Below are 17799 nucleotides of genomic sequence, written 5' to 3' on the forward strand. Positions count from 1 at the left end.
GGCCCCATGGTTTCGATCTCCGATCCAGTCTCCGCAGGATTGATGCTTTGGGCCGGCATCGGTCTTGCCATCGCCGTCGCCTTTCTGCTGTTCGGATTCGACAAGGTCGATCCGGGCGCACGTGATGCCTATGCGGTCCGGCCGCTCCTTATCCCCGGGCTCGTTCTCCTCTGGCCGCTGGTCGTCTGGCGGTGGATCACCCTTTCCAGGGGAGAACCGTAGTATGCAGCGCCGCCACCGTCGCGCTCACACCGTGATCTGGACAGGCATCGCGGTCGTTCTCCCGATCATGCTTGTCGTTATCTTCGCGAGCGTTCCGAAACTGTCGGCCGATGCCCCGGCCGTGCGCCTGGATGCCACTGCAGCACAGGGAGATAGCAACCCGTGAGCCTATCCTACACGCCGGTCATCTGGAACAAGACCAAGATCGTCTATGACGCGGTCATGCTGGCCGGGATCTTCATCTACATCCTCATTTTCCTGCGGCTCGGCCCAGTCATATCCTCTGCGCTGCGGGATACCGACCTGCCGATCCAACGGATGCGTGCCTTCGGGTCGCTGGCCTTGCTGATGCTGACCATCGTCCTCGCAATCGGGCCACTGGCGCGGATCGATGCCCGTTTCGTTCCGCTCCTCTACAATCGCCGCCATTTTGGCGTGATGACCGCGATCATTGCAGCCACGCACGCCTACTATGTGCTCGGATGGTATTTCTCCTTTAGTCCAACACCACAGCTCACGGCGCTCTTCACCAGCAATACCAGCTTCACGAGCATCGCTGGCTTTCCTTTCGAACTCTTCGGCGTCTTCGCGCTCGTCATTCTGGCGGTCCTTGCGGTAACGAGCCACGATTTCTGGCTTTCCTTCCTGACGCCGCCGGTGTGGAAGGCGATCCACATGAGCGTCTACTTCGCCTACGTTGCGGTCATCCTGCATGTGGCGCTCGGCGCTCTGATCGATCGCCGGGATCTTGCTTTGGCATTTTTGTCGCTCGGCGGATTGGCTACGCTGTGCGTCCTGCACCTTATCGCAGGTCGGCGGGAGACGTCGGCTGACGCGGCTGCGTCGCGAAAGGCCACCGAGGCGCCTTGGGTGATCGTCGGCGATGTCAGCGAGATTGCCGAAGGCAGGGCGATCATCGGGATGGCACCGGGCGGCGAGCGCATTGCCGTCTTCCGTTCAAAGGGTGGTCTTTCAGCCGTATCCAATATCTGCTCGCACCAGAACGGCCCCGTCGGCGAAGGCAAGGTCGTCATCGGCTTTATCACCTGCCCCTGGCATGGCTATCAGTATCGCCCCGAGGACGGTTGTTCGCCGCCGCCGTTCCGCGAGCGGATTCGCAAATATCGCCTTCGCCTGGAGGGCACGAGCATTCTGGTTGATCCGGAACCTTTGCCGCTTGGCACAAAGCTGGTGCCGTTGGCCATCCCCGCCGAGTTGCTTCCCACGGCTGCCGCGCCGAAGAATGGAGGAACGGTTTGATGCTGAAGCCCGTCGAACGCGGATTTTTTGTCGGTTACTTCAAGAAAGTCCCAGCCGATGTCAGGGGGCTGATGATCGGGTTCATCGTGTTCTTCATTGCCGCCATGGCGACGACTTCGGTGTTGCTGTCCCTTAATACCGAAAGCCCAGGCGCGGGCAGTTATGCGGATGAGCTCTCCGGCGAGCATTTGATCGGCACCATGGAGGTAAAGCCCTATCCGATACTGCGCATTCCCGCCAGCGGCACAAAACCCGCGCGCGCTGTCATGCTGGCGGGCTCAGGCAAGTTCGGGGTGGACGACAGGGCGCTGCCACTTGCGGGCAAAACCGCACAGGCTGGTGGCATCTTCGTTAAGCGTGGAGACCTGGTCATGCTGCTGATCGGCGGCGAAGACGACCTGAAAGCAGGCGATCCGCAAATGCCGGCCCTGCCGGTTACGTCCGTGCCGGAGAATCTCGGTCGGTGGCGTTTGACGGGCGAGATCTGTGATGGAAAATGCAGTGCCGGCGCCATGAAGCCGGGGACTGGCCTTGCGCACAAGGCCTGCGCCAATCTGTGTATTTCCGGAGGTGTTCCACCCGTCTTCGTTTCCGCTTCACCCGTGGACGGCCACATCTTCTTTCTTCTCGCTTCCAAGGACGGAGGACCGATGCCGGCGGCCTTGCTTGACAAGACCGGTTTACCGGTGGTGCTCGAAGGCGATATCGAACGCCGCGACGATCTGCTGATTTTCAAGATCGACAGTTTCAGCGAGAAGGCGGGAGCATGACCCGGAATGTCAGAGGATTCTGGCGCCATCTGTTCGGTCTTTTGCTGGCGCTGATTGCTATCATCATGATCATTCTCGCATGGCAGTATGGTCTGGGCTATCTGAGCGGCACCCCGTTCGAGGAGCTGCGCTACGTGATCTTCGGGGTTGCCGTTGTCGGGTTGCTCTCCGCCCTTAACAGCCTGACGCTGAGATTGATGAAGTAGAAAGCAGTCAAAGGTCGAACCGCATGGGTTGAGTTTTAGATCATATGTTCTAAAATGGATTGGCAACAGCCCCTGGGCAGTCGCCCGTTCGATCCATGTTCTGGGAGACAGGATGTATGGCCAGACCCAGAGAATTTGATGAAGAAAAAGTATTGCTGCTGGCTGTGGAGCGGTTTTGGGAACACGGCTACGAGGCAACGTCAATCCGCGATCTGGCCCAGGCAATCGGGCTGACCACCGCAAGCATCTACAATGCCTTTGGCGACAAGCGCGCATTTTATCGCAAAGCGCTCGATTTCTATGTCGAACGGAGCTTCGGCGACCGTGTCGGCCGGTTTGAGACGAAACCGCCGCGTGAGGCGATTGGCGCATTTTTCAACGAAATTATCGACCGGTCGTTGAGTGATACCAAGCGGAAAGGCTGCATGCTGGTCAATTCCGCGCTCGAGGTCGCACCACATGATGATGAGTTTCAGCGGGTGGTGGCTCAAGTCCTGGTGCAGGTTGAGGCTTTCTTCAGGCGCTGCATCGAAAGTGGCCAGAAAGACGGATCCATCAATCGTTGCCAAAATGCATCGGACATGGCCGGCACGTTGCTCGGCACGCTGCTTGGTATTCGTGTGCTTGCGCGCACGCGTCCTGAACGAGACCTTCTGGAAGGTCTTATCCGGCCCATTTTTGCACTGCTGGAACCCCAATCACAGTCAGACAATCTTATCTCACGATCGATGACATGAACGTTCAAATGCTTGCACGCTTTGGCCCGATATCTCACACGCAAAAAAATCTGGCTGGTCTCTGTAACAATTGCACGAGAACCGCCGAAGAAGGATATGTCAGATGAACGATCTGGCGCGTGAGAAGGAATGGGCATCCTGGTTGCGTTCCGCGATTGCGGGCGAAAGCCATGCCTATCACAAATTCCTGACGGCCCTCACACCACATTTACGGGTGATGGCGCGGAAGCGTTGTGACCAGTTCGGTGCGCCGGCCAGCGAGGCTGAGGACGTGGTTCAGGAAGTGCTGCTTACTATCCATCTCAAGCGGGGGACCTGGGATCCGTCACGGCCTTTGGGGCCATGGCTATCGGCAATCGTTCGCAACAAGGTGGTCGATAGCCTGCGGCGCCGTGGCAGGCAGTCGGTACCGCTTGAGGACGTCATTGCAACACTCAAAACAGACGAACGCATCGCAGCCTCGGATCGCATCGATATCGAACAGATTCTGGGCAAGCTCAAGGATCCGCAACGAACGATCGTTCAATCGATATCGATTGAAGGGTCGAGTGTTCGGGAAACCGCCCATCGGCTGGAAATGACAGAGGTGGCGGTTCGTGTTTCCCTGCATAGGGCATTGAAGGGGTTGGCTGCTCTTTATTCGGCGCGCGCGACATGAAGACTGACGAATTGATCGACCTGCTCGTGCAGGATACGCCGGTTCGACTGAATCTTGATCATGCCCTGATGCATGCTGCCACAGCCGCCACATTGATCGCCGCCATTTTGTTCTTTGCCGCCATCGGCTTGCGTGCGGACTTCGGCACGGCCATCGAGACCGGCCGCTTCCTGTTCAAATTCGTGATCACAGGATCTCTCGGCTTGACCGGTGGGCTGGTCATGTTCCGGATCGGAAGACCGGGCGTCCCGGTTCAGTTGATGGCATTGGGCTTGACGGTTCCAGCTCTGTTGATAAGTGCAGCGGCAATCTTTGAACTGTTGGTCATGCCGTCGGAGACATGGGCGACGCGCATGATCGGGCACAATTCCAGCCTCTGCCTTACGATTATCCCTTTCTTATCGGTCGGTCCTCTTGCCTGTTTTCTCTACGCGCTTCGATACGCTGCCCCCACCCGACCCGCGGTCGCCGGAGCTGTTGCCGGGCTCGTCGCGGCAGGGATCGCGGCGACATTCTACGCAGCCAATTGCGATGATGACAGCCCGCTCTTTGTAATGTTGTGGTACCCCATCGCCATTTCGATGGTTGCCGGAACCGGTGCTCTGCTTGGCCACAGACTGTTGCGCTGGTAGGTCATGATGGTAAAGCCGACATACTTCGTGGCTGGTGAGAGTGGCCAATGGCAGGTCGAGGCAACGCGCGCCATTGCTGGTAAGGGTCTGGATGTTGCGCCTCGTCTTGGTGTCATGGACACCAATCAGGTCATACTACCCGATTCAGCGGCCTGGGTTCTGCGCGGAGCAGCCGGCAGCGCGCGATACACGACCCGTGTCGAGCTCGATCGGCTCGGAGAACGCCAACCTCCGTTGGGCCGCAAAGCGGCATGCCTCGCGGTCTTGATCCCGATCCGCAAGTCGGATCTTTGGTGGTCTCTTGCACAGGACGAGCGCAGGGCCATCATTCAGGAGAGGTCGGCGCATTTTCAGATCGGGATGGACTATTTGCCTGCCGTCGCTAGACGACTCTATCACAGTCGTGATCTTGGCGAGCCTTTTGATTTTCTCACCTGGTTCGAATTCGCGGAGGAAGATGCCCCCCAATTTGATGCCATGCTCCTTCGATTGCGTGCGACTGAAGAATGGCGTTTTGTCGAACGCGAGGTCGAGATCCGCTTGCGGATATGGCAACCTGATTGATGATGCTAAGATAGCCAATCCTGGGTAAGGTTGCGCAACAAAGCGGAACGGTTCTCGTCGAGCCGGCCGCACACGGAGTACTTGAGTGAACACGGAAGACCTGATCAATCTGATATCAGAGGACACACGGCGGCCCGTCAACCTCACGAGGGCGCTTGCTCTGGCGACAGCTGCTGGCGCATTGATGGCGGGATTGGTGTTCTTTTCGGTCCTGGGTGTTCGACCTGATTTTGCTCAAGCCATCTTGACTGTGCGTTTCGCATTCAAGTTCATCGCCACCCTGGCGCTGTTTTTTGTGGCGGCATCGCTGATGGAGAGCCTTATCCGTCCAGGGCACGGCGCAACGGCCGGGCGCTGGTTGTTGCTGCTCGCACCAGCGCTGCTGATCGCCGCCGCCGCCATCGAGATGATTGTCACCCCGGCCGATCTTTGGGGAAGCAGACTGGTTGGCCACAATGCGTTGCATTGCCTGACGGTCATCCCGATCCTTTCGTTAGCGCCGACCGTATTCCTCTTTCTGGTGATGCGCCATGGTGCGCCGGATCACCCCGGTCAGGCTGGGGCAATCGCGGCATTGGCATCCGCCGGTATTGCAGCCACCCTTTACGCCTCCAATTGCCCCGACGACAGTCCGTTGTTCGTCGCAACCTGGTATCCAATCGCCATACTGATTGTGGCCATTGCCGGGTATTTTGCCGGCCGACGCTTTCTAAGGTGGTAGCTGCGATTATGCAGTTCGCAAATGCCGGCCCTATCCGTCCGGCGAAAGTCGATGGCGTTCATTATGAACAATCGTCTGGAACAGGGTCGCTGATTGCAAGCCGACAGCTTTGGCTATTCCTGTTCGCGAGAACCATCGTCATCCTTTCAACCCCTGCCTTTTACGCGTGGGCACTACCCCCATCCCCCAACCCAGGACGGGAGAGGGTGTATTGATTTTATCCGTTTTGACGGTACTTTGTTGGCGGGCTAGATTCGACCTTCGCCGCCTACGGCACCCCGCGAAATGGTCGATAGATATCGATAGTCCACAGAATTTTTAGTGCGGCAGCTGCATCGAAAACCGCTGTAAAATCATAAGGCTAACTTTTTGACGTTCCCCTCCACGGAGCATGGAGCGCATGAAATAATTTTCGTCAATAAAAACAAATGCTTGGTGCAGAAAAAATAATAGAGTGGGAGTAGGGATTTAGCGTCGCCTGGCGTGGGAATTCGTATTCTGTCGTTGAAGGTAACGTGTCGTATGCGGACGAACGTTTGGTGCTCATGTTGTTGTCTACTTCAGAGCCGTCCAAATCACCGAAAATTCGCTGGTAGGCGTCGGTAGGCGTCGGTGACGATCTGCTTGTTGTTCGCGCTCGTCGCGAAGCTCCCTGGAAAATGGACAAGTCGTTGGAGCAGGGCCACTTTCGTCCCGCTGCTCCAGATGCGGTGACTTATTTGCCCCAGAACTGGTCCTCTTCTTCCGGATCGGAGGAGAACAGCCAGACTTCGACGATCTTGCCGTCCTGCACGCGCAGCAGATCGATACCGGACTGGTCGACCTTGGCGCCTTCGCGTTGACCCGCGAACTCTATCTCGATGGCAACGAGATCCCCGTTGGCGAGATAACGATGGGCATGGGTGATCGCGAAACTACCACCAGACTTTGCCATCATGGCGCCCATCATGGCACCAAATTCGGCAATGCCGTTCTTGGTGCCCGAGAACTGGTTATTGCCCGGCTGATGCCAAATGATCTGGGGCGAAAGCAGTTCGCCAAGCGTGGCCTGATCGCCGGTCTGGACGGCTTTGATATAAGCTTTTCCGATGTCGATAGTGGTCATTTCGGTCTCTCATTTGCAGATGTTGGAACCTGCTGCGAAGTGTCCTTCGCAGCTCATAAGAGTGATAATAATGGGTGGAATGCCATTCTGTCGTGGTTCATAGGCGCCGAAATATGATACTTATCGGACATGCCTGATCGGGATTGGCGCAACGCGAATGACAAAGAGCCGAGCGAAGCTTGATCAACTGAATTACCGTCCGAGTGGGCGCGATCTGGATGTTGAGATATTTCGTTTTTCGGACTTGCGGCGCCGGGTGAGCTCCGAGCAGATCCTGGCGCTGTACCATTATTCCTTCCACACCCTGATCTGGGTGACCGAAGGTGCGGTGACCCAGGTCGTGGACTTCCAGCCGGTCAATTGCGCGGCTGGATCCCTCCTCGTCTTGAGGCCCGGGCAGGTTCACAGTTTCGGTAGTGATAAAGGTTGGGACGGATGGATGGTCCTGTTCCGCGCAGAATTCCTCCCATCGGAGACGCAGGCGACTGCCGATCTGCTGCCTGTCCTGAGTCTGGATCGGTTACCGGATCACCTATCCCTGATCGCTGCCGATTTCGGCGCTGTGAAGGAGGCGATCGCCAGGATGCAGCGGGACGCCGCGAGCCCCGCCCCGCCCAAGGATATACACGCGCTCCTGAGATACGAACTTTGTGCGCTGCTTCTGCGCCTTGCCATCCTGCAGGATCAGCACATGGGCATCGACGTGGCACAAAGCCCGGGTGTGCAGCGTTATGCCAGGTTCCGCAGGCTGGTCGAACGAAACTATGCCGATTGGCATCGGGTATCCGCCTATGCGGCAGCTCTAGGCTGTACCGAGAAAAGCCTGACGCGAGCGGCGTTGGAGGCGACCGGGCAAAGCGCCAAAAACGCCATCGCGGCTCGCATCGCCTTGGAAGCCAAACGGCTCCTGGTCCATACCAACAGGCCTATCTACCTCATTGCAGAGGGCCTCGGTTTCGAGGAGGCAACCAATTTTGCCAAGTTTTTCAGCCGCGAAACCGGTTTCACCCCGATCAAGTTTCGCAGGCAGTACAAGAACTGAAGGCCTTGAGGATAGCGCCTTAACCGCCGCGGATAGCTTGGAGATTGATTCTATCCTGCCAAGGGCGCGGCATCATATCTCGAAACGGCGTTCGTATTCGGCGATTTTCCCTTTTAAGTGCCGTCATCCCGGTCTGACAGTACTTTTTTGCAGCTTTGAAATCCAATGAAAGCCGCCCTTCACGAGCGTTTCCGCGCGAAGGGTACTTTAGCCGGCCCTCTACAAGCCACCCATAATCAGTTTCCCCACCGCCAGCTCGCTCGCGAGATAGCCGCTGTATTTGGGCACGCTATCGGGCATGTCCAGCACTCGACGATGATAGAACATGTCGAACCGAACCGGCGGCAGCCGGGCCTCAGGCTCAAAGTTGCTCGCCGGGATGAACATCACCTTGAAAGGCCCGAAGCCGGCAACCTCCACAACGGGCTTGCCGCAGGTCCGGCAGACCCCGCGATTGAAGTTCGGCGGGGGCCGGTATTTCTTGAATGAGATATTGCCGGCGTTTTTCAGCACGACATCCTTGCTGCGGACAGCGATCACATCCGCAAACGGTTTGCCGTTGAACGCCTGGCAGATCATGCAGTGGCACCGGAATCTGCCCTTCGGGGCCGCAAGCACCTCGAACGAGCACGCGCCGCATTCGCATGAGCCGCGTAATAGCAACGACGTGTCATTGGTCATGTTCTTGCTCCCGAGCTTGATTTGATGACGGCATGCTGGTCACCGGAGCATCACGTTGAGGATGGTATCGATCGGCTGTCTGAAGGGCGCGCGAAGAAGGTTGGAGAGGTTCCAACGCCCCTGTTCGTAGATCCCCTTGGCATGGCTGAGGGTACGGAAGCCTTCGATGCCATGATATGCGCCCATCCCGCTGGCCCCGACGCCGCCGAAAGGCAGGTCATCCTGGGCGATGTGCATGATCGTGCCGTTCACGGTGACGTTGCCGGAGGTCGTTCGGCTCAGCACCTTGTGCCGGTCTTCGTCATCGGCACCGAAATAGTAGAGCGCGAGCGGCCGAGGCCGGGCGTTCACGTAGGCGATCGCGTCTTCGACGTCGCGGCAGGGGAAAATCGGCAGGACCGGGCCGAAGATTTCCTCATGAGCGATGCGCATGTCATCTGTGACGCCAAGCACCACGGTTGGCGCCAGTGTGTTGAGGCGAAGGGATGCTTCACCGGGCCGATTGCCGACCTCGATGATCTGCGCTCCTTTGGAGCGGGCGTCGTCGATCAAGCCCTGGAGCCGGGCATAGTGCCGCTCGTTGATGATCGAGGTGTAATGTTCACTCGTCGGACCATCCGCATAGAAGGAAGCCACCTTCTGGTCATATGCCTTGACGAATGCGTCAACCTCGCTTTCGTGGACCAGTGCGTAGTCCGGGGCGATGCAGGTTTGTCCGGCGCTGAGCAGCTTTCCGTATGCAATTGACGCCGCCGCCTGGTCGAGGGCGTGTCCCTTGGCAATGATGCTCGGCGACTTGCCTCCGAGTTCGAGGGTGACCGGAACGAGGTTGTCGCTTGCGGCTTTCATCACCGATCGCCCTACAGCAGTGCTCCCGGTAAAGACCAAGTGGTCGAACGGCAAAGTCGTGAAGGCAGCCCCCACGGCGGTATCGCCAGTGACGATCGCGAACTGATCTTCGGCGAATACCTCGCCGAGCATTTTTGCGAGCAGCGTATTGGTGACGGGCGTGAACTCCGAGGGCTTCAGCATCACCCGGTTTCCGGCGGCGATAGCAGTTGCGACCGGCATCAGCGCGAGGTTTACCGGATAGTTCCACGGCGACATCACGCCGACGACGCCAAGCGGCTGGTATTCGATGCGGGCCTTGCCCATTCGCATGTGCAGAGCAACGTGGCGGCGGGTCGGCGCCATGAATTTGGCAAGGTTGCGGATCAGATACCTGGTGCCCTCGGCGACCCCTCCCACCTCCATGATCGCCGTTTCATACTTCGAGCGATGCCCGAAATCGGCATTGATGGCCTCTTCGATCGCTTTGCGATGCCCCATGATCGCGGCCCTGAACCTAGTCAGATCAGCGCGTCGCTGCGCCAGCGACGGTGCGCCCTCACGCAGGAAGGCAGCGCGCTGAGCCGCGAGGAGACTGCCTAGCCGATCGGCGTCGGCGGTATTTACGGTTGCGTTCATGGTCCACTCCAATGTAGACAGGAGAAACTTTCGCTCTTGACGTAGGCGTTTAAGTAACCACTGTCAACAATGTAACCACAAGAAACTTTGAGGCATCATGCAAGACGCTCCCAACCGCCCTTATCACCACGGTGATCTCCGTCGCGCGGTAATCGAGACAGCGTTGGACATGCTTGCCGAGGAGAAGGGCTGGCAGTTCACGCTGCGGGAAGTAGCGCGCCGGGCTGGCGTCAGCCACGCAGCACCCTATAAGCACTTTCCGGACAAAGCGGCGCTGCTTGCAGAACTCGCCATGATCGGCTTCGACCGGCTGCGCGAGACCCTATCGGCAACGAAGTCTGAAGCGCCCAAAACTCTGCACGACGAAATTGCCCCAATATCTCGTGCCTACGTCGCGTTCGGAACGGACAACCCGGCTCTCTACCGCCTGATGTTCAGCGCAGGGGAGGAGAAAGCCGAAGGGGTACATCTCAATGAACGGGCGCTTGCGGTCTTCGATGTGGCGCTCGAAATCCTTCGGCGTGGCCAGGCCGCAGGGAGCATTCGCAAGCGGCCAATAGAAGGCCAGGCAGCAGCTTGGTGGGGGCTCATCCACGGCATGACCATGCTTGCGATCGATGGGCTACTGGTGCCCGAGAAGGTCGGATCGGCTCCCTTGGATGCGGCCTTGGGCACGCTGGTGGAAGGGCTGGCGAACCCGGCAACATGACACTGGCTGAGAACGGCGCCCACACGCCGTCAGGCCACCCCAACCTTCGTGTGGCCTTCAGATATTCGGTCGCGCGCTGTCCGAAGACGTTGGCGCGCGACCAGTGTTCGGCGTCGATCACACGGCCGTAGATCGATTACTGCTCCTTCTTGAACAAATCCTGGAAGATGAGCTGGCCCCAAGTGCGGCCGCGTGCGTGCACCAGCGCGCCACCCTCGTTGAGCTTTCCGAGCTTGACGGGTGCGAACCCGAGCTGTTTGGCCAAATCCGCCACGGGAGCGATCGCGTCCTCGTCGTCGCTCGACAGAAAGGCGACCCGGTGCACGCCCTCGACGATCGGATCGGCAGCCAGGGTGGCCGCAACCAGGTGATTGAAACCTTTCACGAGCTTGGCGCCGGTGAACGCCTTCGCGACGAAGGCGGAGGACGGGAGGCCGTCCAGCTCTTCAGGGGGAACTCCAAACGTATTCATCGCGTCGATAACTGTCTTGCCTTTCCAGCTCGGCAGGGCGTTGGCAACTTCGCGATGCTCCCCGAACGGGACCGCCAGGATGATCGTGTCGGCCTTGAGCGCATCCCGCAGCGATTTGGCGACGACCGTGGGTCCAATCGCCCGAGCCTGCGGCGCCAACGCCTCGGGCGGACGGCGGCTCGCGACGGCCACCTCGATATTTCTACGAGCGAAGGCACGGGCGAGAGCCTGGCCTACGGCACCGAATCCTATAATTGCGTAGCTCATAATGTTTCTCCTGCGTTGATATTGATTCCCCGCCCTCAACGACGCCGGGTTGCCGTGCGCCGACCTTTGCGTAGACGTCCCGTCGTGAACGACTTCCTAGCGGCCGGACCGACCGTTCAACGCGGAAGTCATTTCACCATGGACACGCTAGTTCCCGCCGATCAGCCGCCTCCCGCGATCCGGCACGAATTCAGATGGCCGAGAAGCCGCCGTCGACTGACAACTCCAACCCATTCACGAAGCTCGAATCGTCTGAAGCAAGGAACAGCGCGGCCGCCGCAATTTCCTCAGGACGACCCATCGTTCCCCGTGGGATCAGGGATTCGAACATTTGCTTCGCCTCGGCGGTGAGAACCTGGTCCTGCATCGGCGTGGCGATCGGCCCCGGGTGCAGCACGTTCACCCGGATATTCCTGCCCTTGAGTTCGTTGAGCCACCCGCGTGCGAAGGCGTGCAGCGCCGCCTTGCTCGCCGCATACACGCTGTAGCCAGGAAAACCCTTCAGCGAAGCAACTGACCCGGTCATGAAGATCGATCCGCCATCGTTGAACAGCGGCAGCGCCTTCTGAACCGTAAACAGCGTGCCCCGCGTATTCAGGTTGAAGGTCGCATCGAAATGCTGCTCGGTAATCTCGCCCAGGGGGACAGCTTCGCCCGTGCCAGCGCTCGCGTACAGGACGTCGATCTTGCCCTTTTCCCGTTTGACTGTATCGAACAGGCGGTCGAGGTCGTCGAGATTGGACACGTCGCCGCGCACGCCGGTCACGTTCCGGCCGATCAGCTTGACGGCCTCGTCCAGCGCTTCCTGTCTCCGGCCCGTGATGAAAACATAGGCGCCTTCTTCAACGAACCGCTTGGCGCTTGCCAGCGCCATGCCGCTCGATCCACCGGTGATGACTGCAATCTTACCTTCAAGCTTTCCCATGACTTCTCCTTCTAGGCTCTGCCTTTGGTCGTTCGGGGATGCCCCGAGAACCTCCAGATAGGTCCGACGGAGTCAGGCGTTGAGTGCGGAAGCGCGCACATCGATGGTGCAAAATCGCTCCGGCAGGACGAATGACGCCAACCGCAACCATCGGTGTCCGCCGTTTGAAATCAGGCCGCACATGCCCACATAAGCTATGATGACCGCCCGTGCTGCTGTACGACGCGTTGGATACGGGCTTGGGAAGGCGCACCGCGCGGTGCGGTGCGGGATTGCACCATGATCGACTGGGATGACATTCGCTACTTTCTTGCCGTGGCGCGCGGAGGCTCAGTGCGGGCTGCCGCCGAGGGCCTCGGGGTGTATCACTCGACCGTGCTGCGACGCATCGCACAGCTCGAGGAACGCCTCGGGGCGCAGATGTTCGAAAAGTTGCCCTCCGGCTACCGCCTGACGGCTGCGGGCGAAGAAGTCCTCGAACTCGCCAACCAGATGGAAGCGTCGTCGCACCAGCTGGAGACGCGCGTCTTCGGGCGCGACCAGAGCGTGCGCGGGCTTCTGCGGGTGACGCTGGCCCCAACCCTCGCGACACATCTGCTGATGCCGGACTTCGCCGATTTCGCGCGTCTGCATCCGGACATCGAGATGGACATCCTGTCGTCCGGCGAGCTGGCAAATCTGACCAACCGAGAGGCCGACGTGGCGATCCGCGTCGTCTACGACCGCAAAACCCTGCCGGTCAATCTTCATGGCCTGAAGGGACCGGATCTGTTTGGCGGCGTCTACATGTCCCGCGATCGGCTAGCCGCATGGGGTGCGGGCGCACCTGATCCCATCCGGTGGATCGTCATAAGCATTCATGGAATTCCGGATTGGGCCAGCGCGGGTGAGGTTCGCACCACGGGGGTTCCCTTCAGGGTCACGGACGCCGAGGCGCAGATCGCTGCTGTGCGGCAAGGGCTCGGGATCACGACGCTGCCGTGCTTCGTCGGAGATGCCGACCCCCACCTGGTGAGGGTGCCGGGTACCGACCTGCACATGTACGGAACGCTCTGGCTTCTCACACACGGGGAGACACGCAAGACCAAGCGCGTGCGGCTCTTCACGGAGTTCGTATCCCGCAGGCTCGCAGCGTACTCTCCGCTTTTGGCGGGGCAAGCCGCGACGGATCGAGAACGATGCGGGCCGGACTAGTTACAGGCTATCCGTCTTCACCCATCTCGGAAAAAAGCCAGTCCCGAAACGCCTTCACCTTGCGCTGCCGGATCGCATCGGGAGGGTAAACGAGATAAAAACTGGATTGGGCCTTCAACGCATGTTCGAACGGGCGGACCAGCCGCCCCGCTGCGAGGTCGCCTTCCACAAGCATGGTCCGGCCAAGCGCGACGCCTTCGCCCTGAACCGCCGCCTCGATCGCGAAGGTGTAGGAATCGAAGGTCAGCCCCCCGTTTGGGTCTAGGCCCGCCACGCCTGCGCTCTCAAGCCAGGCCGCCCAATCGATCGGATAGCCGTCGCGAATAAGGGTGTGATATTTGAGATCCTCGGGTGTCCGCAACGGGTGCTTGCCGGCCATGAGTCGTGGACTGCAAACCGGCGACACATCTTCGCCGGCCAGGAATTCGCTCGTCAGTCCTGAATAGTCTCCTCCGCCATAACGAATGGCGATATCGATCCCATCGCCTGAAAAATTGGTCAGCGTGCCTGTTGTCGAGACACGCACGTCGATCTCGCTGTGTGCCCGATGAAAGCGATAGAGGCGCGGCACGAGCCATTTGCCCGCAAAGCCGCCCGACGTGCTCACAGTCAATGTCGTGTCGGAGCGGCGCGTCGTCGCAATGCTCGTGGCCGCTGCCAGTTGATCGAGCGCTTCGCGCACCGCGCGCGCATAGGGCTCTCCGATCGCCGTCAGCCGGACCGAACGCGTCCCCCGATCGAACAGCGTTACGTCGAGTTGCTGTTCCAGGTTCTTGATCGCCCGGCTGATGGCGCCGTGGGTCACGAAGAGTTCCTCCGCGGCCTTGGTGAAACTCAGATGGCGAGCCGCCGCCTCGAAGGCGGGCAGAGCGGTCAACGGGGGGAGCTTTCTTGGCATGATAACCTGTGAGCGTTGATCACAAATCATGCAATATTAGTCGTTTGTCGTCCAGCAGGGAAAGAAGCAAACTCCTTCCCATCAACAACGCAAAGGCGACGGCGACCAAGCTGAGAAACGCCACTGAAGAGGATTAAGACCATGAGTGTTACTCACGCATCGCTTGATATTTTTCATGGATCGGCAGCAAGCGAACGCGGGCATCGGCCAATCAATGCAATCGCCGCTTTGATCGGTGCGGCCCGCGATCTGGCCACGCGCCAGGTTCTGGTGATCCGGCATCGAATCGACATGCGGCGTCTCAACCGCTTTTCGGATCATAGTCTTGAAGACATCGGCTTCGAGCGCGACTGGGACGGAACCGTCATCCTGCGGCAGCCATAGCCCGCCGACCGCTTCGCCAGCCATCATCGAGGGACAATGATCATGAACATCTACCCCCATCTCTGGTTCAATGGCCAGGCAGAAGAGGCCATGGAGTTCTATCGATCCGTGTTCAAGGACTCCAGGCTCCTTGCACGCACCGAACTGCCCAACCCGGAACTGTCGGTGGTGCGGTTCGAGCTCGGCGGCCTGCAGATCGCCGCGCTGAATGCCAACTCGCGCGTGCCGTATAACGAGGCGTTCTCGTTTCTCGTCGAAACAGGTGATCAGGAAGAAACCGACTACTACTGGAATGCTCTGATCGCCGACGGCGGCAAGGAGCAGCCCTGCGGATGGCTGACGGACAAGTTCGGCGTTTACTGGCAGGTCACACCCGCCATCCTGCTGAAGATGATCGCCGACGCGGATAAGGACAAGGCGGAGCGGGTGATGCAGGCCATGTACAGGATGAAGAAGATCATCATCGCGGATCTCGAACGCGCCTACCAGGGTTAGCGACGCTCGTCGCGCCCGACTTCACAGCACCACTTCAGATATGGAGGAACCCATGGGGACGCTTATGGGCAAGAGAATTCTCGTCATCGGCGGCAGCTCCGGCATCGGTCTCGGCGTTGCGACTGCGGCTTTGGACAAAGGCGCCGAAGTGGTGATTGTCGGCCGGTCGCTGGAGAAGCTACAAGCAGCCGAACGGGCGCTTGCGGCAGCCGGCAAAGTCAGCACCTTCGCAGCCGACATGACCCAGGAGGCAGAGATCGCTCGCCTGTTCGCAGGAATCGGCGGCCTCGATCATCTTGTCTCGACGGCAGGAACGCCGCCGCCCGGCTACCCCATCGGGGACACCGACTTGAATGTCGTTCGCGGCTTCATCGACAACAAGCTGGTGGGCGCGGTCCTGGTGGCCAAGTACGCAGTCCGCACCTTGAAGAAGGGTGGATCGATGACCTTCACGTCGGGCATCAACAAGGACAAGCCGCCGGTTCCCGGCGGATCGGTCGTGGCGGCCATCGCCGGGTCGTTCAGCTATTTCGCGCATGCGCTGTCGCTGGAACTGGCGCCGACAAGGGTCAACGTGGTGTCGCCGGGCTGGGTCGATACACCCATGTTCACCGAACTGGCCGGCGAGAATAAATCCAGCCTTTTCGAGAGCATGGCGACGCGGCTCCCGGTCGGACGGATCGCGAAACCAGCCGATGTGGCGCTGGCCTATGTCTACGCCATGGAGAGCGAGTTCACGACGGGCCAAACGCTGCATATCGACGGCGGCCAGAGCCTAATCTGATCGCTTCCGCGGAGGAGCCATCAGCAAAGCCATTACCGGCGCAGACATCGCACGTCCGGCTGGCCGGAATCCCGATCGCCGCCCGGACCACTCTCTCGGCATTGCTCGGCTTCAGAAAGACAGGGGCTTCAAGCCGATATTCGACGTCGAGCAGGCCGTTCCTGACTATATCGACTGGCTTAGGCGGCACGACCGCTGGGCCCGGAGGCGATCGATCTTCGAAAGGAAACTCCTTCCGGTGTGGCGCAATTACGGCCTGCATCCTGAGTTCTCACCTAACCCGGTAGCGCAGTTTGAGGGGCCGGATGCAGCTCCGTATATTCGGGCAGAAGCCAGCTGCCGTCCCTATCTTCCGACGAAAATCTGGCGACCAGGTCCGGGATGCGGAACAGTGCGGCCAAGGCCGTCACGGAAAGAAAGACGTTTATCCCAAATCGCGTCTTGGGCATCCCCAGGCGCAGGAGCGATGGGTTTACGTTCTGGATTTCGTTGACGAAGGGCCGTAGCGTTTTGTCGTAGAGCGCAAAGGCTCGCGCGAGATCTCCCGTATTGCGATTGATCTCACCCGCCAAGACATAAGCTCCGACCAGGCTGCCGGATACGCCCATGCCGCTGAACGGGGATGCACAATGCGCGGCATCGCCGACGAGAACCACGCGACCCTTGCACCAGGTGTCTGTGCGGACCTGCACCACTTCCTGAGAGTAGAAATTGGGCGTCGTCATCATGCCCTGGATGAATCGATCGGTCTGCCAGCCGGCGTCCCGGAACCGCTCTATCCAGAATTGCTTTTGCTGATCCAACGGCGCCCTGTGAATGGCCGATGCTTCTTCGGAGCTTTCCCTGAGCACGAAGTAGACTTGCGTTTCCGTCGGATTATGGCTCCGCCGCATGATCATCCGGCCGCCAGGAGCGAGGTATGTATTGCGGATGTTGCCGTCGTCGGCCGGTGTGCGTGGGATGAACCAATAGGCCATGTGGATGCCCATTCGCAGGTAAGGGTCGGCTGCATCCGGCGGCAGGATACCCTTGCGAATGCGCGATCCCTGACCATCCGCTCCGACCAGCAGATCGAAGGTGTCAGAGGTGCCGTCGGAGAAGTGAGCTAGAACCTTCTCGTCGCCCTGCTCGAACCGCTCCACGGTCTTGCCGAAGACGTATTCAACGTCATCCCTGGTCACGTCATGGAGAATGCGCACGACATCGCCGCGCATGATCTCGTATTCGGACGTGAGCGATTGCGCGCCGCGACCGGATGTGTTGGCCAGAATCGTCGCCTTGGCATGACCCTGGGAGTCGACGAACGAGACGCCAGCCTCATCGACAAGATTGCTCCGGATGGCGCCGATGAGCCCCATGCGCTTGGCGGCCTCGATGCCTTGACCGCGCAGGTCCACCTGCGCACCCGTGGCCCTGAGGTTTGAGAACCGCTCGACGATGACGACTTGATGGCCGCTTCGGGTGAGCCAATAGGCCAAGGCCGGACCCGCAATCCCTCCACCGCAGACAAGAATCTTGAGGGAGCGATTTTCAGTTTCAATTTTCATGTGCGCAACTCGAATCTATCAGTGATAGGCTGATTTACGAAATTCCCTATCGGCGATAG

General features: G+C 59.4%; 22 protein-coding genes. 15 read left to right on the forward strand and 7 right to left on the reverse strand.

The window, feature by feature from the left end; genetic code table 11:
* The first annotated feature begins 6 nt into the window (after positions 1 to 6).
* The 9 genes from MOV61_RS10185 to MOV61_RS10225 all read left to right on the forward strand — a co-directional run bounded on the left by MOV61_RS10185 (position 7) and on the right by MOV61_RS10225 (position 5770).
* Positions 7 to 222: a hypothetical protein gene (locus MOV61_RS10185; RefSeq protein ID WP_038548428.1), complete on the forward strand. Its 216-nt coding sequence runs from the start codon at positions 7 to 9 to the stop codon at positions 220 to 222.
* A gap of 162 nt (positions 223 to 384) precedes the next feature.
* On the forward strand, positions 385 to 1482 hold the full coding sequence (locus tag MOV61_RS10190) for a Rieske 2Fe-2S domain-containing protein (RefSeq protein ID WP_038548425.1): 1098 nt from the start codon (positions 385 to 387) through the stop codon (positions 1480 to 1482).
* Positions 1482 to 2252 (forward strand): hypothetical protein, encoded by a 771-nt coding sequence (locus MOV61_RS10195; RefSeq protein ID WP_038548421.1) that lies wholly within the window; start codon positions 1482 to 1484, stop codon positions 2250 to 2252. Before MOV61_RS10190 ends, MOV61_RS10195 begins: the two co-directional genes overlap by 1 nt.
* On the forward strand, positions 2249 to 2458 hold the full coding sequence (locus MOV61_RS10200) for a hypothetical protein (RefSeq protein WP_038548417.1): 210 nt from the start codon (positions 2249 to 2251) through the stop codon (positions 2456 to 2458). Before MOV61_RS10195 ends, MOV61_RS10200 begins: the two co-directional genes overlap by 4 nt.
* 116 nt (positions 2459 to 2574) lie before the next feature.
* Positions 2575 to 3195, forward strand: coding sequence for a TetR/AcrR family transcriptional regulator (locus MOV61_RS10205; protein WP_247136491.1), 621 nt, complete (start codon positions 2575 to 2577; stop codon positions 3193 to 3195).
* 103 nt (positions 3196 to 3298) lie between these two features.
* Positions 3299 to 3853, forward strand: coding sequence for a sigma-70 family RNA polymerase sigma factor (locus tag MOV61_RS10210; RefSeq protein WP_247136492.1), 555 nt, complete (start codon positions 3299 to 3301; stop codon positions 3851 to 3853).
* Positions 3850 to 4485 (forward strand): NrsF family protein, encoded by a 636-nt coding sequence (locus MOV61_RS10215; protein WP_247136493.1) that lies wholly within the window; start codon positions 3850 to 3852, stop codon positions 4483 to 4485. The genes MOV61_RS10210 and MOV61_RS10215 overlap by 4 nt, the downstream gene beginning before the upstream one ends.
* A 6-nt stretch (positions 4486 to 4491) precedes the next feature.
* Positions 4492 to 5049, forward strand: coding sequence for a chlorite dismutase family protein (locus tag MOV61_RS10220; RefSeq protein ID WP_247136519.1), 558 nt, complete (start codon positions 4492 to 4494; stop codon positions 5047 to 5049).
* Between the two features lie 85 nt (positions 5050 to 5134).
* Positions 5135 to 5770, forward strand: a complete 636-nt coding sequence (locus MOV61_RS10225) for an NrsF family protein (protein WP_247136494.1) — start codon at positions 5135 to 5137, stop codon at positions 5768 to 5770.
* Positions 5771 to 6485: 715 nt separating this feature from the next.
* Here MOV61_RS10225 and MOV61_RS10230 read toward each other — a convergent pair.
* The gene (locus MOV61_RS10230; RefSeq protein WP_247136495.1) at positions 6486 to 6875 is read right to left on the reverse strand and encodes a nuclear transport factor 2 family protein; all 390 of its coding nucleotides are present in this window, start codon (positions 6873 to 6875) and stop codon (positions 6486 to 6488) included.
* 157 nt (positions 6876 to 7032) lie between these two features.
* On the opposite strand from MOV61_RS10230, the gene MOV61_RS10235 reads away from it, so the two are divergent.
* A complete protein-coding gene (locus MOV61_RS10235; RefSeq protein WP_247136496.1) occupies positions 7033 to 7917 on the forward strand; it encodes an AraC family transcriptional regulator in 885 nt (294 codons plus the stop codon).
* 219 nt (positions 7918 to 8136) lie between these two features.
* Here the strand turns inward: MOV61_RS10235 and MOV61_RS10240 are convergent, their stop codons facing one another.
* The gene (locus MOV61_RS10240) at positions 8137 to 8598 is read right to left on the reverse strand and encodes a GFA family protein (protein ID WP_247136497.1); all 462 of its coding nucleotides are present in this window, start codon (positions 8596 to 8598) and stop codon (positions 8137 to 8139) included.
* A 39-nt stretch (positions 8599 to 8637) separates the two neighbouring features.
* Positions 8638 to 10065, reverse strand: a complete 1428-nt coding sequence (locus tag MOV61_RS10245; RefSeq protein WP_247136498.1) for a coniferyl aldehyde dehydrogenase — start codon at positions 10063 to 10065, stop codon at positions 8638 to 8640.
* 97 nt (positions 10066 to 10162) lie between these two features.
* Here MOV61_RS10245 and MOV61_RS10250 point away from each other — a divergent pair, with 97 nt between their 5' ends.
* The gene (locus MOV61_RS10250; protein ID WP_247136499.1) at positions 10163 to 10774 is read left to right on the forward strand and encodes a TetR/AcrR family transcriptional regulator; all 612 of its coding nucleotides are present in this window, start codon (positions 10163 to 10165) and stop codon (positions 10772 to 10774) included.
* A gap of 136 nt (positions 10775 to 10910) precedes the next feature.
* Here the strand turns inward: MOV61_RS10250 and MOV61_RS10255 are convergent, their stop codons facing one another.
* Together MOV61_RS10255 and MOV61_RS10260 are read right to left on the reverse strand one after the other, a co-directional pair.
* The gene (locus MOV61_RS10255) at positions 10911 to 11513 is read right to left on the reverse strand and encodes an NADPH-dependent F420 reductase (RefSeq protein WP_247136500.1); all 603 of its coding nucleotides are present in this window, start codon (positions 11511 to 11513) and stop codon (positions 10911 to 10913) included.
* Between the two features lie 190 nt (positions 11514 to 11703).
* Complete coding sequence (locus MOV61_RS10260) at positions 11704 to 12438, reverse strand: SDR family NAD(P)-dependent oxidoreductase (RefSeq protein ID WP_038548386.1); 735 nt, start codon at positions 12436 to 12438, stop codon at positions 11704 to 11706.
* Positions 12439 to 12717: 279 nt separating this feature from the next.
* Here MOV61_RS10260 and MOV61_RS10265 point away from each other — a divergent pair, with 279 nt between their 5' ends.
* A complete protein-coding gene (locus MOV61_RS10265) occupies positions 12718 to 13632 on the forward strand; it encodes a LysR family transcriptional regulator (RefSeq protein ID WP_247031621.1) in 915 nt (304 codons plus the stop codon).
* A 7-nt stretch (positions 13633 to 13639) separates the two neighbouring features.
* Here MOV61_RS10265 and MOV61_RS10270 read toward each other — a convergent pair whose 3' ends face one another.
* Positions 13640 to 14530, reverse strand: coding sequence for a transcriptional regulator GcvA (locus tag MOV61_RS10270; protein ID WP_247136501.1), 891 nt, complete (start codon positions 14528 to 14530; stop codon positions 13640 to 13642).
* A gap of 141 nt (positions 14531 to 14671) precedes the next feature.
* Here MOV61_RS10270 and MOV61_RS10275 point away from each other — a divergent pair, with 141 nt between their 5' ends.
* The 3 genes from MOV61_RS10275 to MOV61_RS10285 are packed head-to-tail and all read left to right on the forward strand — an operon-like array spanning position 14672 to position 16193.
* Entirely contained in the window at positions 14672 to 14914 is a 243-nt protein-coding gene (locus tag MOV61_RS10275; RefSeq protein WP_247031623.1) for a hypothetical protein, read from the forward strand.
* A 42-nt stretch (positions 14915 to 14956) separates the two neighbouring features.
* Entirely contained in the window at positions 14957 to 15409 is a 453-nt protein-coding gene (locus tag MOV61_RS10280; protein WP_038549972.1) for a VOC family protein, read from the forward strand.
* Between the two features lie 52 nt (positions 15410 to 15461).
* Positions 15462 to 16193 (forward strand): SDR family oxidoreductase, encoded by a 732-nt coding sequence (locus MOV61_RS10285; protein ID WP_247031625.1) that lies wholly within the window; start codon positions 15462 to 15464, stop codon positions 16191 to 16193.
* A 275-nt stretch (positions 16194 to 16468) separates the two neighbouring features.
* Here the strand turns inward: MOV61_RS10285 and MOV61_RS10290 are convergent, their stop codons facing one another.
* Positions 16469 to 17740: an FAD-dependent monooxygenase gene (locus MOV61_RS10290; RefSeq protein WP_247136502.1), complete on the reverse strand. Its 1272-nt coding sequence runs from the start codon at positions 17738 to 17740 to the stop codon at positions 16469 to 16471.
* Between the last annotated feature and the right edge of the window lie 59 nt (positions 17741 to 17799).

The sequence above is a fragment of the Neorhizobium sp. BETTINA12A genome (genome assembly GCF_023006485.1).
Taxonomy (GTDB): Bacteria; Pseudomonadota; Alphaproteobacteria; order Rhizobiales; family Rhizobiaceae; genus Neorhizobium.

What these genes read in the sequence shown, in the direction of transcription:
- MOV61_RS10270 (WP_247136501.1), bottom strand. Translation starts at nt 14,530, where the DNA reads ATGCCAAGAAAGCTCCCCCCGTTGACCGCTCTGCCCGCCTTCGAGGCG.
- MOV61_RS10205 (WP_247136491.1), top strand. Translation starts at nt 2,575, where the DNA reads ATGGCCAGACCCAGAGAATTTGATGAAGAAAAAGTATTGCTGCTGGCT.
- MOV61_RS10195 (WP_038548421.1), top strand. Translation starts at nt 1,482, where the DNA reads ATGCTGAAGCCCGTCGAACGCGGATTTTTTGTCGGTTACTTCAAGAAA.
- MOV61_RS10245 (WP_247136498.1), bottom strand. Translation starts at nt 10,065, where the DNA reads ATGAACGCAACCGTAAATACCGCCGACGCCGATCGGCTAGGCAGTCTC.
- MOV61_RS10265 (WP_247031621.1), top strand. Translation starts at nt 12,718, where the DNA reads ATGATCGACTGGGATGACATTCGCTACTTTCTTGCCGTGGCGCGCGGA.
- MOV61_RS10185 (WP_038548428.1), top strand. Translation starts at nt 7, where the DNA reads ATGGTTTCGATCTCCGATCCAGTCTCCGCAGGATTGATGCTTTGGGCC.
- MOV61_RS10240 (WP_247136497.1), bottom strand. Translation starts at nt 8,598, where the DNA reads ATGACCAATGACACGTCGTTGCTATTACGCGGCTCATGCGAATGCGGC.
- MOV61_RS10220 (WP_247136519.1), top strand. Translation starts at nt 4,492, where the DNA reads ATGGTAAAGCCGACATACTTCGTGGCTGGTGAGAGTGGCCAATGGCAG.
- MOV61_RS10230 (WP_247136495.1), bottom strand. Translation starts at nt 6,875, where the DNA reads ATGACCACTATCGACATCGGAAAAGCTTATATCAAAGCCGTCCAGACC.
- MOV61_RS10200 (WP_038548417.1), top strand. Translation starts at nt 2,249, where the DNA reads ATGACCCGGAATGTCAGAGGATTCTGGCGCCATCTGTTCGGTCTTTTG.
- MOV61_RS10260 (WP_038548386.1), bottom strand. Translation starts at nt 12,438, where the DNA reads ATGGGAAAGCTTGAAGGTAAGATTGCAGTCATCACCGGTGGATCGAGC.
- MOV61_RS10290 (WP_247136502.1), bottom strand. Translation starts at nt 17,740, where the DNA reads ATGAAAATTGAAACTGAAAATCGCTCCCTCAAGATTCTTGTCTGCGGT.
- MOV61_RS10210 (WP_247136492.1), top strand. Translation starts at nt 3,299, where the DNA reads ATGAACGATCTGGCGCGTGAGAAGGAATGGGCATCCTGGTTGCGTTCC.
- MOV61_RS10215 (WP_247136493.1), top strand. Translation starts at nt 3,850, where the DNA reads ATGAAGACTGACGAATTGATCGACCTGCTCGTGCAGGATACGCCGGTT.
- MOV61_RS10280 (WP_038549972.1), top strand. Translation starts at nt 14,957, where the DNA reads ATGAACATCTACCCCCATCTCTGGTTCAATGGCCAGGCAGAAGAGGCC.
- MOV61_RS10255 (WP_247136500.1), bottom strand. Translation starts at nt 11,513, where the DNA reads ATGAGCTACGCAATTATAGGATTCGGTGCCGTAGGCCAGGCTCTCGCC.
- MOV61_RS10235 (WP_247136496.1), top strand. Translation starts at nt 7,033, where the DNA reads ATGACAAAGAGCCGAGCGAAGCTTGATCAACTGAATTACCGTCCGAGT.
- MOV61_RS10275 (WP_247031623.1), top strand. Translation starts at nt 14,672, where the DNA reads ATGAGTGTTACTCACGCATCGCTTGATATTTTTCATGGATCGGCAGCA.
- MOV61_RS10250 (WP_247136499.1), top strand. Translation starts at nt 10,163, where the DNA reads ATGCAAGACGCTCCCAACCGCCCTTATCACCACGGTGATCTCCGTCGC.
- MOV61_RS10285 (WP_247031625.1), top strand. Translation starts at nt 15,462, where the DNA reads ATGGGGACGCTTATGGGCAAGAGAATTCTCGTCATCGGCGGCAGCTCC.